The sequence below is a fragment of the Myroides sp. LJL115 genome (assembly GCF_054871665.1).
Genome location: NZ_JBTXLS010000012.1, coordinates 1 through 15,444, shown reverse-complemented (window position 1 = coordinate 15,444; position 15,444 = coordinate 1). Strand labels below are relative to the sequence as shown.

12 protein-coding genes are annotated in these 15,444 nt (G+C 33.5%); 10 read left to right on the top strand and 2 right to left on the bottom strand.

Features of this window, described 5'->3' with window-relative positions; genetic code table 11:
* Positions 1–204 precede the first annotated feature (204 nt).
* Together ACYSNX_RS04675 and ACYSNX_RS04670 are read left to right on the top strand one after the other, a co-directional pair.
* On the top strand, positions 205–1,173 hold the full coding sequence (locus ACYSNX_RS04675) for an EamA family transporter (protein WP_461753529.1): 969 nt from the start codon (positions 205–207) through the stop codon (positions 1,171–1,173).
* A 211-nt stretch (positions 1,174–1,384) separates the two neighbouring features.
* Complete coding sequence (locus tag ACYSNX_RS04670) at positions 1,385–4,036, top strand: hypothetical protein (protein ID WP_461753528.1); 2,652 nt, start codon at positions 1,385–1,387, stop codon at positions 4,034–4,036.
* 108 nt (positions 4,037–4,144) lie between these two features.
* Here ACYSNX_RS04670 and ACYSNX_RS04665 read toward each other — a convergent pair whose 3' ends face one another.
* Together ACYSNX_RS04665 and ACYSNX_RS04660 are read right to left on the bottom strand one after the other, a co-directional pair.
* Positions 4,145–4,927, bottom strand: a complete 783-nt coding sequence (locus ACYSNX_RS04665) for a sulfite exporter TauE/SafE family protein (RefSeq protein ID WP_461753527.1) — start codon at positions 4,925–4,927, stop codon at positions 4,145–4,147.
* 156 nt (positions 4,928–5,083) lie between these two features.
* Positions 5,084–7,282: a B12-binding domain-containing radical SAM protein gene (locus tag ACYSNX_RS04660; RefSeq protein ID WP_461753526.1), complete on the bottom strand. Its 2,199-nt coding sequence runs from the start codon at positions 7,280–7,282 to the stop codon at positions 5,084–5,086.
* Between the two features lie 125 nt (positions 7,283–7,407).
* On the opposite strand from ACYSNX_RS04660, the gene bshC reads away from it, so the two are divergent.
* The 8 genes from bshC (at position 7,408) to ACYSNX_RS04620 (ending at position 15,304) form a co-directional block, all read left to right on the top strand.
* Complete coding sequence (gene bshC / locus ACYSNX_RS04655) at positions 7,408–8,997, top strand: bacillithiol biosynthesis cysteine-adding enzyme BshC (protein WP_461753525.1); 1,590 nt, start codon at positions 7,408–7,410, stop codon at positions 8,995–8,997.
* 75 nt (positions 8,998–9,072) lie between these two features.
* Positions 9,073–9,945 carry an SDR family oxidoreductase gene (locus ACYSNX_RS04650; RefSeq protein ID WP_461753524.1) on the top strand — a complete coding sequence of 291 codons (873 nt, stop codon included), beginning with the start codon at positions 9,073–9,075 and terminating at the stop codon, positions 9,943–9,945.
* Positions 9,946–10,104: 159 nt separating this feature from the next.
* Complete coding sequence (locus ACYSNX_RS04645) at positions 10,105–10,869, top strand: ParA family protein (protein ID WP_461753523.1); 765 nt, start codon at positions 10,105–10,107, stop codon at positions 10,867–10,869.
* Between the two features lie 26 nt (positions 10,870–10,895).
* Positions 10,896–11,807: a ParB/RepB/Spo0J family partition protein gene (locus ACYSNX_RS04640; protein ID WP_461753522.1), complete on the top strand. Its 912-nt coding sequence runs from the start codon at positions 10,896–10,898 to the stop codon at positions 11,805–11,807.
* Complete coding sequence (locus ACYSNX_RS04635; protein WP_461753521.1) at positions 11,797–12,363, top strand: DUF5683 domain-containing protein; 567 nt, start codon at positions 11,797–11,799, stop codon at positions 12,361–12,363. Before ACYSNX_RS04640 ends, ACYSNX_RS04635 begins: the two co-directional genes overlap by 11 nt.
* 18 nt (positions 12,364–12,381) lie before the next feature.
* Entirely contained in the window at positions 12,382–13,086 is a 705-nt protein-coding gene (gene dapB / locus ACYSNX_RS04630) for a 4-hydroxy-tetrahydrodipicolinate reductase (protein WP_461753520.1), read from the top strand.
* A gap of 20 nt (positions 13,087–13,106) precedes the next feature.
* Positions 13,107–14,675, top strand: coding sequence for a signal peptidase I (gene lepB / locus ACYSNX_RS04625; RefSeq protein WP_461753519.1), 1,569 nt, complete (start codon positions 13,107–13,109; stop codon positions 14,673–14,675).
* Between the two features lie 14 nt (positions 14,676–14,689).
* Positions 14,690–15,304 (top strand): WbqC family protein, encoded by a 615-nt coding sequence (locus ACYSNX_RS04620; protein WP_461753518.1) that lies wholly within the window; start codon positions 14,690–14,692, stop codon positions 15,302–15,304.
* The last annotated feature ends 140 nt before the right edge of the window (positions 15,305–15,444 follow it).

Sequence of the window (15,444 nt, the reverse complement as noted above, 5' to 3'; positions counted from 1 at the left end):
AAAATACCTAGCCTGCAAAATATTGCAGGCTTTTTTTATTTTGCTGTATTTTTTATCTACCTTAGATAAGCTCAAAAAAAGTACTTTCCCCCTACTTTGCATAAAGGAGTGTATTATTTAAATTAAATTGTTTTCAAAAAGACATTTGTCCTTCTTAAAGAGCGGTGCAAAGGATAATTTTGCGGCACTTTATAAGACTTAAATATGGATCAAAAAAATACAATAAAAGGCGTTTTTCTAGTTGCACTAGGAGCATCTAGCTTTGGAATGTTGGGTTCTTTTGTAAAACTAGCCTATGAACATGGTTATACAACTCCTGAAGTAACTTTTTCCCAAGTTTTACTGGGATTACTTGGAGTGTTTTTGATTAACTTTTTTAGAAAAAAATCCACTGCGGAAAAAAAAGCTACTTCTAAAGAAATTAGAAATTTAATTCTTGGAGGAACTTCTATGGGGTTTACCTCGGTTTTATACTACTTATCGGTTAGTTATATCAATGCTTCTATTGCTGTGGTTTTACTAATGCAAAGTGTTTGGATTGGTGTTGTTATGGAAAGTATTCTAACTAAACGATTTCCAAGTCTAACCAAAATAATAGCTGTTTTTATGGTTTTATTTGGAACAGTCTTAGCCACTAATGTAATGCAGAGCCATATTGAACTAGATGTAAGAGGAGTCCTTTTTGGACTATTAGCTGCTTTATCTTTTGCAACAACAATGCTTTGTTCGAATTTAATTGCCAATGAATTAGCAGCGCCTAAAAGAAGTTTATTTATGCTTTGTGGAGCTACGATTATCGTTTCATTGTTTTCATTTATAACCCAAATAGGACCTAATAACTTTTCCTTTATGCAAGATTTTTATGGTTATTTCTCCGACAATACTGCTTCGATACACGATTTCAATTGGTCTATCTTTTATTCTTGGGGAATTTTGTTGGCTTTATTTGGAACTATACTACCACCTATATTTTTAAACATGGGATTTCCTTATACAGGAGTAGGTCTTGGAAGTATTATTTCTTCTTTAGAATTACCCGTATCGGTAAGTGTAGCTTACTTTGTACTTCAAGAACAAGTGATTTGGCTACAATGGGTGGGAATACTATTAATTCTAGCAGCTATCTTTTTAATGAACTCTTCTATTTTACTAGGTTCTAAAAAAGTGCAGTAACTAAAATAATAAAGGAAAGATGGCTTTACAACCTTGGTCTTTCCTTTTTGAGACTACTTACTTATTTTTCAAAGAGCTCCTTTTTTAAAAAAGGAGCTCTTTTTATATATGATCCTCTCATGGTTTTCAGTGATTTACCCTTAATAAAATGTTAATTTAAAAATTAACCAAGTCTATTGGTGCTAATTTAGCTGTATTAAATCCCAACAGTATGTACAAAAAAATCTTACCACTTATCCTTTTTTGCAGCACTACCTATGCACAAATCAGTAAGGACACCATCTATTTAAATGCTTCTAAAGAAATAACCGACAAAATAAATGCTACTCATTATGTGATAGAGAACGACCATGAAACTACTCCATCCCACTATAGTCTTTATGATCTATCTAGCCAGCAGATGATCTTACAAGGAAAAGCCATAGTAGAGGATAATCGAACTTTTGTTTGGGTGGGAGAAGTAAATTCTTTTTACAATGGAAATTTACTTACCAATGTTTTTTTCTTTGATCAAGATGGTCAATACGATAAAGTAGATTCCTATCATCCCATCACAAAGGAAAAGTTTACTGTTTTATTTGAACATGGTTACATGACAGATGGTAAGATCAGTACCGTAGAACAGGGGGTAATCATATATATTGAAATAGACGAAGGCCAGTATAGACTAATACAATATAGCGATTTAGAAAACCCTTTAAATCGTCAAGAATTCCTATACGAAAATTCACTGCAAACCCAAAACAACTATTTTAATAAAAAAGGTGATTTACTATACTCTTGTACTTACCAAGATGGTATTCCCTATAGTGGAACAGTAGCTCAGACCTTTAACCAAAGTTTAGACATAGACTTTGTAACTACCTATGAAAAGGCACAACAAATTAATATAGAAGGTTTTTATAGCAATGGTGCTAAAAAATATACTACCACTACTTCACCAGAATATACCAAAAGTATCTATTTTGATAAAAAGGGGGAGATAATGGGAGAATATCTTATAAACAATAACTCTTACTATAAAGATGGGAAAGATTATAGTTTTGACTATCAAAACGGTACACAAGATAGAATTGCCTCTACCATGGAGTATAAAAATGATCAATTATACAGTGTAAGTTATTACGATACAACATCAGAGTTAAATCCTATTTTAGAAACTTCTTTCTACAATGCAGACACACAACTTGATTCAATACAGTATTTTGATGCAAATAAAAAGCTACGCTCTACCCTTACTTATAAGGATTATAGCCCCCTTGATGGTACTAAATACGATACAGATCAAATAACTACCTACAAAGATTCAAGAATTATAAAGCAAACTACCTATTACCCAAACACTAAAGTCCTGTTTGAATACTACGAAGATCATAAGAGTACTTACTATGATTTCCAGCAAAATAGTATTGGAACATTGGAATATAACCCTCAAAACACCAGTTATTTGGAGCCCTATAATGGACAATCTTTCGTTTTAGAAAACACTGGTATAACCCAACAAGATACTTATAAAAACGGACATATCACCGAAGTAAAAACTTTTTATCCAAACCAAGATTTTACACAAAATTTACGTCCTGCCTCTAAAGTTATAAGTGCTTTGGGACAAAGTACAAAAACCTTTTTCTATCCAGATGGAGCTGTTAGAGAAATTAGCAATTACACCAACTTCAACTATCAAGATAGTTTAGCCAATGCTAAATACTATCACCCAAACAATACATTAATGGGACAGTTTGAAGGAGAAAAAGGCCGAGGAACAATTATCGAATTTTCAAATGAAAACATTCCTATTTCCTTTAGTGAATATGAAAATGGGCAATTGACCTATCAAAAAAGCTACGCTTTGAAAGAGAATAATTACTGGAGTGAGGACATAGAAAAAACGCCTGATTCTTACTTCTTACAAAAGGAAATAGACTTTAATAAACAAGGAGTGTTTTACGATTATCACAACCAAAGCTCAAGTATAGTAGAATACAAAAACCGCTTACCTTATAATGGGGAAGTATGGTTGATGGATTCTTATAATTTCACTAAAATCCCATACCAAAAAGGTCTAGTACACGGTAAAAAACAACAATTATCTGTGTCAGATTTTATTACTATACTTTCCCAAGAGTACTACCAAGAAGGGGAACTAATCAAAGAAGAAGTATTTTTTGAAGGAGAACTACAAGAGCAAATCCATTATAAAAATGGATTAAAAGATGGTCTATATACCTCTTATAATGTGTTGTTTGAACCTACTCTTATCTCTGAAATAGAATATAAACAAGGAGAGCCTTATGATGGTTTTTTACAAGAATCACTGTATTATTACACTGTTACAACAAACTATAAAAATGGAAGGATCACAACTAAATCCTACCAATTTGATTCTTATTCCGATGCACAAATTAGTGCTCAAGATGTTTTTCAATCTGAAAACCATTTCACTAGAACATGGTATAAAGCACAAGACAAATTATTGTCTTACCAAGTGCAAGATGACCTATTACAGGGAGATGTTGTCTTTTTTGAAGACGGTAAACCTAAGAAGACAGTAACCTTTAACAAAGGCTCCTTAGTACAAGGAGAGATTAAACTACTTTCTAAAAAAACAGAAGACATATACGATTTTGATTCTTTTTCTCAAGAGCAAGAACCTAAGTATTATCTATGGAATAAAAATAAAAACAAAGTGGATCTTCGCATCTTTACTCAAAGCGATAATTCCTTACTTTATCACCTAGAGGCTAAAATTCGCCGTGAGGATACTAATAGTAATGTCTTAGGAATAAACCAAATAACGCCTTGCCAATTATTTGTAGACTTTGAGCAGCACCAAACTCTTTGTGAGCAAGAGAGCTATTATTAAAACACCTTAAAACACACTAATCCTTTGGGTTTAGAACATAAAAAAGTCACCTTTTTTAAAAGGTGACTTTTGTTTTATATAGGAAAAAAATAAATTCTCTTATGAGTCTTAGTTTGTTAAAAAATCAAAATCTACCACCTCGTAACCAAACCTACAAATGGCCAAAAACATAATAAATAAAAAAGCATATCTTACCCACACCTGTCCTTTTAAAATAGCTAATTTGGCTCCAAAATAGCCCCCTAACCCATTGCATAAAGCCATAGGTAAGGCTATTTTCCATATAATTTGGCCTTTTAATAAAAACAGACATATACTACCAAAGTTGGTAGCTAGATTAATCATCTTTGCATAAGCCGAAGCCTTGAAAAAATCAAAGCCCACTAGAAATACAAATCCCATGATAAAAAAGGTTCCAGTAGCAGGTCCTATAAAACCGTCATAGAATCCAACTATAATAGAAATTAAAATACCATAAGTGTATTGTCTTCTTTGGGTTAAGGCCACTATTGTTTTACGGGCAAAATCCTTTCTTAAATAAGTAAAAAACCACAGTAATACCAATATGATAAGTAATAATGGTTTAATAAATTCATTGTTCACTTTAGTTAACACAAAGGATCCCAAAAATGCACTACAAAAAGAAATACTTGCTAAAACACCGAAGTAAACCCAATTAATGGAAGTTGTCTTTAGGTATTGTCTTACGGCTATAGCAGTTCCAGAGAAAGCGGGGATTTTTAGAGTCCCAATAAGACTTGCAACAGGTATATTGGGCATTATAGCTAAAGTTAAAGGGGTTTGAATTAATCCACCACCTCCGGCAATTGCGTCTACAAATCCTGCGCAAAATGCAATCAGACACAAATACAATAAAATATCTATTTCCATAAGAAGTAAAAAAACAAATGTAGAAAAACAAAGTCTAATTACCCTTTGATTTAGCCTAAATTCTTCGGGCCTATGTCCTGATTTATTATCCCACTAAAAACCAAGGCTCTTTTAAACAACAATAGAAAACCTCATCGGTTTTCTATTGCATACTTTTTAAAGAATTAACAATCCTAATTCTTTGATATTTTGAAAAGGTTTACTGTATAAAAACGGTTCAAAATCCTCCTGTGTAAACTCCTCAAAACTAGCTTTCATTTGAGCATAGGTTAAGGTTCTAGTTGGACTTTGATCTAATTGCTGTACAAAATGTAAAAACCAATTGGCATGATTTAAGTTCATATCTATACCAAGGGTTTTCTTTTTAGTATGTAAAACCATATGAGCCATTTCAAACACCTTCCCTTTTTTCTTTTTCTCAAAAGCCTCTATAAAAGGCAAGCTTCCTAAATAAAATACTTTTTGATTAGGCTTATAGTTTGGCAGGGTCTGCTCATTTAAACAGTTCTCTATAAAATTTGGTGCAATAGAAGTTCTAGGAACTTTGAAATCGAACCAATCTTGTAAAGGCCAATCTAAGCACATATGGTGCATAAAATTATAAAGAGACTTTCTTAGTCCAAAAGAGAATTTCTCATGCTCATTTCCATTAAGTTCTCTATGAGGTACATCATTATTGGCAAAGGTTCCTTCTTTGGCCAATAAAGATTCTACTTTATATGCCTTAGGATCCATACCAACAGGAGAGTGAGCAGTCATGGCAAATTGATGCCAGAATCCACTTTGCATTACCCCGTTTTCAAACATTTGCCTAACCATTTCTAAAGAGTCAATGGTCTCTTGCGAGCTTTGAGTTGGGAAACCGTACATTAAATAAGCGTGTACCAAAATACCTGCTTGAGTAAAATTGCGATTTACCTTTGCTACTTGTTCCACTGTAACACCTTTGTCGATTAATTTCAATAAGCGATCCGATGCAACCTCTAAACCACCAGAAACGGCAATACATCCAGAGGCCTTTAATAAATAGCAAAGATCTTGAGTAAAGCTTTTTTCAAAGCGAATATTAGTCCACCAAGTTACGTGTAATTTTCTTCGAATAATTTCCAAAGCAACCTCTCGCATTAAGGCAGGTGGAGCTGCTTCATCTACAAAGTGAAATCCAGTTTCACTGGTTTGTTCCACTAGTTCTTGCATACGATCCACAATTAACTTGGCAGTTACCGGTTCATACAGGCGTATATAATCTAAACTAATATCACAGAAAGTACATTTACCCCAATAGCAACCATGCGCCATAGTTAATTTATTCCATCTTCCATCGCTCCACATACGGTGCATTGGATTAACGATCTCAATAACAGATATATATTCTTTTAAAGGTAAATCACTATAATCTGGAGTACCAATCTGATTTTGTTTATAATCGTGTTTAAGTGGATTGTTAATGTACTGTACTTTATTATCCTCAAAAACTAGGGTTCTTTTTAGCTCATTTAACTCTATTTTACCTTCTACATACGCAATTAGATTCTCAAGTGGAGCCTCTCCATCGTCTAGGGTAATAAAATCAAAAAATTCAAATACACGAACATCTTTTAAATCCCTTAATTCCGTATTTGGAAATCCTCCTCCCATGGTAATGGCAATATCCGGATAGTTTGCCTTTATGTATTGAGCACATCTAAATCCACTATATAAGTTACCTGGGAATGGAATAGAAAAACCAATAATTTTAGGAGAGGTCTTTTGAATAATCTGTTCTAAAATCTCTATAGCTATTTGATCCACATAAGATAGCGGCTCCCCTAAAGATGCATAAAGCTCATCAAAGCTATGTGCTGAACGACCAAGTCGCTCTGCATAACGGCTAAATCCAAAATTAGTATCCACACTACTTTGAATTAAATCCGATAAATCTTCTAAATATAAAGTGGCTAAGTGTTTGGCCTTATCTTGAATTCCCATATCACCAAAGGCCCAGTGCAGGTCCTCTAACTGATCGAACCTTGAGGCTCTAGGTAGAAAATCCCCTTGAACGATACCATGAGCAAGAGTTGGGTTTTTTCCTTGTAAAAAAGCTATAACCGCATCAATGGACTCAATGTAATCTTGTTCAAAGGCTAAAATTCGATGTACATTTAAAGATACTTCCTCTGTATTTTGATGAACATAGTCAAAAAGCCTTGTCAATCCCTTTTTTGAGAAAATCGCTAGGATAACCTCAATACCTAAATCGGCTTGATAACTAGGTATGTCCAAGGTATTTAAAAACCCCTTTATATAAGCCGTAGCAGGATAAGGAGTATTTAATTGGGTAAAGGCCGGAGTAATAAGAGTAATTGTTGTATTCACTTTAATTTCGAATTTTGCTACAAAGGTAGTATATTGTAACTGACAATAAAATATATTAACCCAACGTTAAAGCTAGCCGTAGGCAGATTTAATTCTTTAATTTAGCACAAAAATAGACTATACTTATGCCTAACGATACGATTACTTTTCAAAACTCAGGCTACTTTTCTAAGTTAATGGTAGATTATCTTAACCAGAAAAGCACTTTAGAACCTCTTTATAATAGGGCTGCAAGCTTAGAGAATTTCCATGCTCAGATCCTAGAAAAGCAAGAGAATTACTCTTCTAAAAATAGAGATCAACTTTTTAGTGCACTACAAAAACAATACTCCACAGTATCTTGCGGCTTAAAAACCCAAGAAAATATAAATTTATTACAACACGAGAATACCTTTACAATCACCACTGGACATCAGCTGAATTTATTCACTGGCCCTTTGTATTTTTTGTATAAAATTATTTCGGTTATAAATCTATGTACCACTTTAAAGAAAAAATATCCCCAATATAATTTTGTACCCGTATATTGGATGGCTACAGAAGACCATGATTTTGATGAAATCAACCACTTCTTTTTCCAGGATAAGAAAATCAATTGGCAAAGGTCAAGCACAGGTCCTGTGGGAAGATTATCTACAGAGGGACTAGACAAGGTTTTAGAGGTTTTCTCTGGGCACCTTCCTCTAGGAGACAATGCAAAAAAAATAAAGGACTTATTTCAAGATGCATATTTAAACCATGAGAATTTAGCACAGGCAACTAGATACCTAGCCAATGAATTGTTTACTGACCAAGGCCTTGTTATTGTAGATGGGGATGATGCAGAGCTAAAACAGCTTTTCGCTCCTTATGTAGAAAGAGAACTTTTAGAGCAAACAACTAAATCCCAGGTCGAAACTACTTTTGCTATTTTAAAAGATTACCAAATACAGGTTAATCCTAGAGATATCAATTTATTCTATATTTTAGATGATCTAAGAGAGCGTATTATCCTTCAAGATGGTGTTTACCATGTTAATAATACCGATATTGTTTTTACTAAAGAACAGCTATTAGAACACTTAAAGACCCACCCGCAAAACTTTAGCCCAAATGCTATTATGCGTCCTTTATACCAAGAGGTAATTTTACCTAACCTATGTTATATTGGCGGTGGTGGAGAGCTTGCTTATTGGTTAGAATTAAAACCAGTGTTTGATTTAAATAAGGTAACCTTCCCAATTTTATGTTTGAGAAACTCTGCTTTAATTGCCTCTAAAAAGCAAGTAGAAAAATTAGACCGATTAAACTTAGAGTGGAAAGATATCTTTTTAAAGCAAGAGGCCCTTATTAATTTAAAAGCAAAGGAGTACTCTAATGTAGATTTTAACTTCGAGTCGCAAAAGCAACTTTTAGAAAAACAATTCCAAGATTTATTACTCCTATGCGATAAAACGGATAAATCTTTTAAAGGAGCAGTTTTAGCACAAGAAAAAAAGCAACTAAAAGGTTTAGATAATTTGCAAAAGCGTCTTTTAAAAGCGGATAAAAAATCCCAAAAGGATAAACTACAGCGTATTGCTAGCATTCAAACTGAACTATTCCCCTCTGGCTCCTTGCAAGAGAGAAATAGTAATTTTAGTAGTTTTTACATTCAGTACGGTCCAAATCTTGTTCAAGAGTTAATAAAAAAGTTGGATCCCTTAGACCATAATTTTGATCTAATTATTTTATAAATACCAAAAAAGATATATGCATGCATATATCTTTTTTTTTGCATATATTAGATGTCTAACCAAAAATAATCTTTTATGAGTTTCACCCAAAAAATGCTTCAACAAGACGCTTTACAAGACAAAGTCATTGTAGTAACAGGCGGAGGGAGTGGTCTAGGTAAGTCTATGGCTACTTATTTTTTAGAATTAGGAGCAAAAGTAGTTATTACCTCCAGAGATCTAGATAAATTAAAAGCAACAGCACAAGAGTTAAGTCAAGCCACAAAAGGTCAATGCTACCCTATTGCTTGTGATGTACGTCACTACGACCAAGTAAGTGATATGTTAGAAAAGACAATAGAGAAATTTGGAAAGGTAAACGTGCTTGTTAATAATGCCGCGGGTAACTTTATCTCCCCTACAGAGAGACTTAGCGCTAATGCCTTTGACACAATTATTGACATTGTTTTAAAAGGAAGTAAAAACTGTACTCTTGCCTTTGGAAAACACTGGATAGAAACCAAACAAAAAAACAATGTAGTTTTAAATATCACCACCACTTATGCTTGGACAGGTTCAGGTTATGTAGTACCATCAGCTTGCGCTAAAGCAGGAGTTTTAGCCCTAACTAGAAGTCTTGCTGTAGAGTGGGCTAAATATGGTATTAGAACCAATGCAATTGCTCCAGGACCTTTCCCTACTAAGGGTGCTTGGGATAGATTATTACCAGGAGATTTAAAGGATAAATTTGACTTAACCCAAAAAGTTCCTCTAAGAAGAGTTGGAGATCACCAAGAATTAGCCAATTTAGCTGCATATTTGGTTTCTGATTTCTCAAGTTTCATAAATGGTGAAGTAGTTACTATAGATGGCGGAGAATGGCTTCAAGGTGCTGGAGAATTCAATATGTTAGAGCAAATCCCTGAGCCTATGTGGGATGCCTTAGAAATGGCTATTCGAAAAAAATAAAAATACAATACTTATCTTAAAATGTCATTTTACTTAAAATGACATTTTTTTTTCTTAACCTTCTACTTGTTAATACTTTACCCAAAGTGTTGATAAATAAGATTTTATCAAGTCATAAAAAATCGTATTTTTACCACTTATATAATTCATTTAAATAAAATGGGGAAAATCATTGCCGTTGCAAATCAAAAAGGTGGAGTTGGAAAAACAACTACCTCTGTAAATCTTGCAGCATCTTTGGGAGCGTTAGAGAAAAAAGTTCTACTTATAGATGCTGACCCTCAAGCAAATGCAACCTCTGGACTAGGAGTTGATGTAGATACAGTAGAAATTGGAACCTATGGAGTATTAGACCATAGTTATACTCCAATGCAAGCTGTTGTACCTTGTACAGCACCAAATGTAAGCTTGATACCAGCTCATATTGACCTAGTAGCCATCGAAATAGAATTAGTGGATAGGGAGAATAGAGAATATATGCTTAAACAAGCTTTACAATCTATAAAAGACCAATACGATTATATTATTATCGATTGCGCTCCATCTTTGGGTCTACTTACTTTAAATGCATTAACTGCTGCAGATTCTGTTATTATACCTATTCAGTGTGAGTACTTTGCTTTAGAAGGATTAGGAAAATTACTCAACACTATAAAAAGTGTTCAAAAAATACATAATCCTCATTTAGATATCGAAGGATTGCTATTAACTATGTATGATTCTCGTTTAAGACTCTCGAACCAAGTGGTAGAAGAGGTCCAAAAACATTTTCACGATATGGTTTTCCAAACTATTATTCAAAGAAATGTCAAACTAAGTGAAGCGCCAAGTTTTGGAGAAAGTATTATAAATTATGATGCAACTAGTAAAGGGGCAACTAATTATATTAACTTAGCTCATGAAGTTATACGAAAGAATCATTAATATAAAAGTCGGCAAATAAATTAATTATGGCAAAAGCATTTAAAAAACAGGCTTTAGGAAGAGGTTTATCGGCACTATTAAAAGACCCTGACAACGATATAAAATCTGTAAATGATTTTGGATCGGATAAAGTTGTGGCCAATATTATTGAATTGGATATAACCTCTATTGAGGTAAATCCTTTTCAGCCAAGAACAAACTTCAACGAAGAGTCTCTACAGGAATTAGCTACAAGTATTAAAGAATTAGGTCTTATTCAGCCTATTACGGTTAGAAAAATCGATTTTAATAAATACCAATTAATTGCTGGAGAAAGACGTCTTAGAGCATCTACTTTAATTGGCTTAGAGAAAATACCTGCCTATATACGCATTGCTAATGATAATGACTCATTAACAATGGCTTTGGTAGAAAATATTCAACGTCATGATTTAGATCCTATTGAAATTGCTTTATCCTACCAACGTCTGATGAATGAGATTGATTTAACCCAAGAGCAAGTAAGTTTAAAAGTAGGTAAAAAAAGATCTACCATAGCCAACTACTTGCGTTTACTTCGTTTAGATCCAATTATTCAAACTGGTATGAGAGATGGTTTCATATCTATGGGACATGGTAGAGCACTTATTAACATAGAAGACACCGACATTCAAAGTCAAATCTACCATAAAATTATCAAGGAAAATCTATCGGTTCGACAAACAGAACACCTGGTTAAATCATACCAAAGTAATTCAGTAAATTCCTTAGAAAAAACCAAACAAAGTGCTAATGCTTTTAACCTTAATAGTCATTATTGTAAATCTTTTGATAATTTTTTCGGTACTAAAGTAGATATCAAGGTTTCCAATGATGGAAAAGGAAAAATTTCAATACCTTTCCGCTCTGAAGAAGATTTAAATCGTATCATCAAACTTTTAGAAACTAGTGAAAAGTAGATTTATTATATGTTTATTCTTTTGTACTCTATTGTCTTTAAACACTTTTGGACAAAGTAAAAAAGAAAAAAAACAAGAATTAGATAGCCAAGAAATAAATGCTTTAGCCCCGGCAAGAGCGGCTTTTCTTACCAGTGTTGTTCCTGGCCTTGGTCAAATTTACAACAAAAGTTATTGGAAAGTTCCACTAGTTTATGCCGGTATTGGAATTCCAGCCTACTTTTGGGCAGATAATCAAAAACAATATACCTCTTACCGCAACGAGTACAAACGACGCTTGCAGGGTATAGTAGATAAAGATGATCCTATTTTCGGAGAGCTAGATAACCAAAGATTATTAGATGCTCAAAAATTTTATCGAAGAAACAGAGACCTCTCTGTTGTAATTACCGTAGGTTTTTATATTCTAAGTATTGTGGATGCAAATGTGGATGCGCATTTATCCCAGTTTAACGTCAATGAAAACCTTACCATCAAACCGGTTTTTGAATTAAACAATAAATTTGATCCGGTCCACCAAATGCAATATGCTGTAAACATATCCTATAAATTCTAAAAACTAACCACTATTATTATGAAAATTGCTTTATTAGGCTACGGAAGAATGGGCCAAATTATTGAGAGAATTGCCCTGGAAAGAGGTCATCAAATTGTGCTTAAAAAACACAGTAAAAATTCCTTTGAAGGATTAGAAGATGCCGATGTAGCCATTGATTTTAGCTTACCACAAGTAGCGGTTGAAAACATTAAAACAGCTCTTGATTATAACGTTCCTGTGATATGTGGAACAACAGGATGGCTAGATCATTACCAAGAAATTATTGCATATGTAGAGCAAAAAAACGGGGCATTTATCTATGCTTCTAACTTTAGTATTGGAGTAAATATATTTTTTGAATTAAACCAATACTTGGCTAAAATGATGAACCATTTAGACCAATATAACGTTGATCTACAAGAAATTCACCATACTAAAAAACTAGATGCACCAAGTGGAACAGCCATCACTATAGCAGAGGGAATTATAGCAAATACCAAATATAACAATTGGACAATGCAAGAGCCTTTAGATAAAGAGATCTCTATTACAAGTATTAGAGAGGGTAATGTTCCAGGTACCCACATAGTGGATTACAACTCTGAAATTGATCAAATTCAAATCAAACATACCGCTCACAATAGAGAAGGTTTTGCTCTAGGGGCTGTAGTTGCTGCAGAATGGATTTTCCAGAAAAAAGGTGTTTTCACAATGAGCGATGTGCTTAACATACAAAAATAACTCTTAAAAACCTTATTATCATGACTATAACACAATGGTTTTTATTTTTCCTATTGGTGCAAGTTATACACTTTTTAGGAGTTTGGAAATTATATCAAAAAGCTGGTTTTAAGCCTTGGCAGGCATTAATTCCAGTATATAATGCTGTTATCTTAATGCGTATAATAAACCGTCCATGGTGGTGGGTTATTCTACTATTTATTCCTGTTGTTAATTTAATTATGTTCCCAGTTATATGGGTGGAAACAATTAGGAGTTTTGGGAAGAATACTACTTTAGATACTGTTTTAGTAGTAGCTACACTTGGATTGTATATCTATTATATCAATTACACACAGGATGTAAAATATGTAGTAAACAGAGACTTAAAACCTAGAACATCTACTGGAGAAACAGTTAGTTCTATTCTTTTCGCAGTTATTGTTGCAACTATTATACATACCTACGTAATGCAGCCTTACACTATTCCTTCTTCCTCTTTAGAAAAAACATTATTAGTCGGAGATTTCTTATTTGTAAGTAAATTTCATTACGGTCCTAGAACCCCAATGACAACGGTAGCTTTGCCAATGGTACACGATACTATGCCATTTACTCAAAAGCCTTCCTATTTAAAAAGTCCTTCTTTACCTTACTTTAGAATCCCTGGAATTCAAAAGATACAGAAAAATGATATTGTAGTTTTTAACTGGCCAACCGATACAGTATATAAATTACAAACCTATGATCCAAGACCAGGAGTTATCAAACCTATTGACAAGAAAACCAATTACGTAAAAAGAGCAGTTGGATTACCTGGAGAAGATATTAGCGTACAGGATGGTTATGTTTATATCAATGGAGAGAAATTAGAATTAAACGATAGAGCCAAAATACAGTTTAGCTACCTTATTACCACCAATGGAGATAACTTTGACCTAAATGCAGTGGCTAAAAAGCTTAATATAACAGATCCTTATGGTTATATCAGTACAGATAAAACAAAAATTGGATTTAGAGCATTGACCCAAGAAGATGTAGATTACTTAAAGACATTTAGCGCAGTACAAAATATCCAAAGATTGCCAGAACAAGTTTACCCTGGTTATGTTTTCCCACATAACTCTACTACTTGGACTGCAAATAATATGGGCCCTTTACACATTCCTGCAAAAGGGGAAACTATTGCTCTTAACTTAGAAAATTTACCAACTTACAAACGCGTAATAGAAGTATATGAAAATAATACATTACAGGTAAAAGATGGTCAAATCTATATCAATGGTCAACCAGCAAATAGCTATACCTTTTTACAAGACTACTATTTTATGATGGGAGACAATAGAGATAATTCTGAAGATAGCAGAATATGGGGCTTTGTGCCAGAGGATCATATTGTAGGGAAGCCAGTGTTTATTTGGATGAGCCTAGATCATAATGTTCCATGGTCTAAACCATTAGATAAAATACGTTGGAACCGCTTATTCACTACCGTTAATGGCAATGGAGAACAAATTTCCTATTTCCCTTACTTTCTACTACTATTAGCAGGATATTTCGGATATACTACCTATAAGAAAAGAAAAGAAAAAAACAACACCAAAAAATAGAGATTAACAATACCATGAATAACATCCTTATTCAACCGTGCTATTTTGCTCCAATTAGCAGTTACGTAGCCATGATGCAAGCCGATAAAATCTACTTTGAAAATCATGATAATTTTCAAAAGCAGACCAATCGTAATAGAATGTATATCTATAGTGCCAATGGCCTACAAATGCTAAATATACCTGTAAGACACCTTAAGGAAAGCAGATTGTTTAAAGACACTCAAATCGAACATAGTTTTGGATGGCAGAAACAGCACTTTAAGACATTGGAAGCTGCTTACCGTACTTCTCCTTTCTTTGAATATTTTGAAGATGATATTCGTCAAGTATTTGACAAACCATACAAATATATGTTGGATCTAAACTTAGATACACATCAAATTGTATGTGATTGCTTAGGGGTAAATCTAGATTATGAGAAAACCTTAGAGTACCATAGTCAAGTACAGGATAACATCCAAGATTTTCGCTATTTAGCAGATGGGAAAAAAGACACTACAACCTTAGATAGTTATAGCCAAGTCTTCCAAGAAAAGTATGGTTTTTTAAACAATTTAAGCATCTTAGATTTACTTTTTAACCAAGCTAGACAAGCTACTGACTATTTAAAAAATCAGACATTATAAGACTTTAAAATATAATCGAGTAGGAGGCTGAAGATTATTTCTTCAGCCGACCTCTCACACCACCTGGCATACGGATCCGTACCAAGGCGGTTCTTAACTTTACGATACTTTTAAGTAGATGTCATGTATAGAAGTATAGC

What these genes read in the sequence shown, in the direction of transcription:
- ACYSNX_RS04670 (WP_461753528.1), top strand. Translation starts at nt 1,385, where the DNA reads ATGTACAAAAAAATCTTACCACTTATCCTTTTTTGCAGCACTACCTAT.
- ACYSNX_RS04650 (WP_461753524.1), top strand. Translation starts at nt 9,073, where the DNA reads ATGAGTTTCACCCAAAAAATGCTTCAACAAGACGCTTTACAAGACAAA.
- dapB (WP_461753520.1), top strand. Translation starts at nt 12,382, where the DNA reads ATGAAAATTGCTTTATTAGGCTACGGAAGAATGGGCCAAATTATTGAG.
- ACYSNX_RS04665 (WP_461753527.1), bottom strand. Translation starts at nt 4,927, where the DNA reads ATGGAAATAGATATTTTATTGTATTTGTGTCTGATTGCATTTTGCGCA.
- ACYSNX_RS04640 (WP_461753522.1), top strand. Translation starts at nt 10,896, where the DNA reads ATGGCAAAAGCATTTAAAAAACAGGCTTTAGGAAGAGGTTTATCGGCA.
- ACYSNX_RS04675 (WP_461753529.1), top strand. Translation starts at nt 205, where the DNA reads ATGGATCAAAAAAATACAATAAAAGGCGTTTTTCTAGTTGCACTAGGA.
- ACYSNX_RS04645 (WP_461753523.1), top strand. Translation starts at nt 10,105, where the DNA reads ATGGGGAAAATCATTGCCGTTGCAAATCAAAAAGGTGGAGTTGGAAAA.
- lepB (WP_461753519.1), top strand. Translation starts at nt 13,107, where the DNA reads ATGACTATAACACAATGGTTTTTATTTTTCCTATTGGTGCAAGTTATA.
- ACYSNX_RS04620 (WP_461753518.1), top strand. Translation starts at nt 14,690, where the DNA reads ATGAATAACATCCTTATTCAACCGTGCTATTTTGCTCCAATTAGCAGT.
- bshC (WP_461753525.1), top strand. Translation starts at nt 7,408, where the DNA reads ATGCCTAACGATACGATTACTTTTCAAAACTCAGGCTACTTTTCTAAG.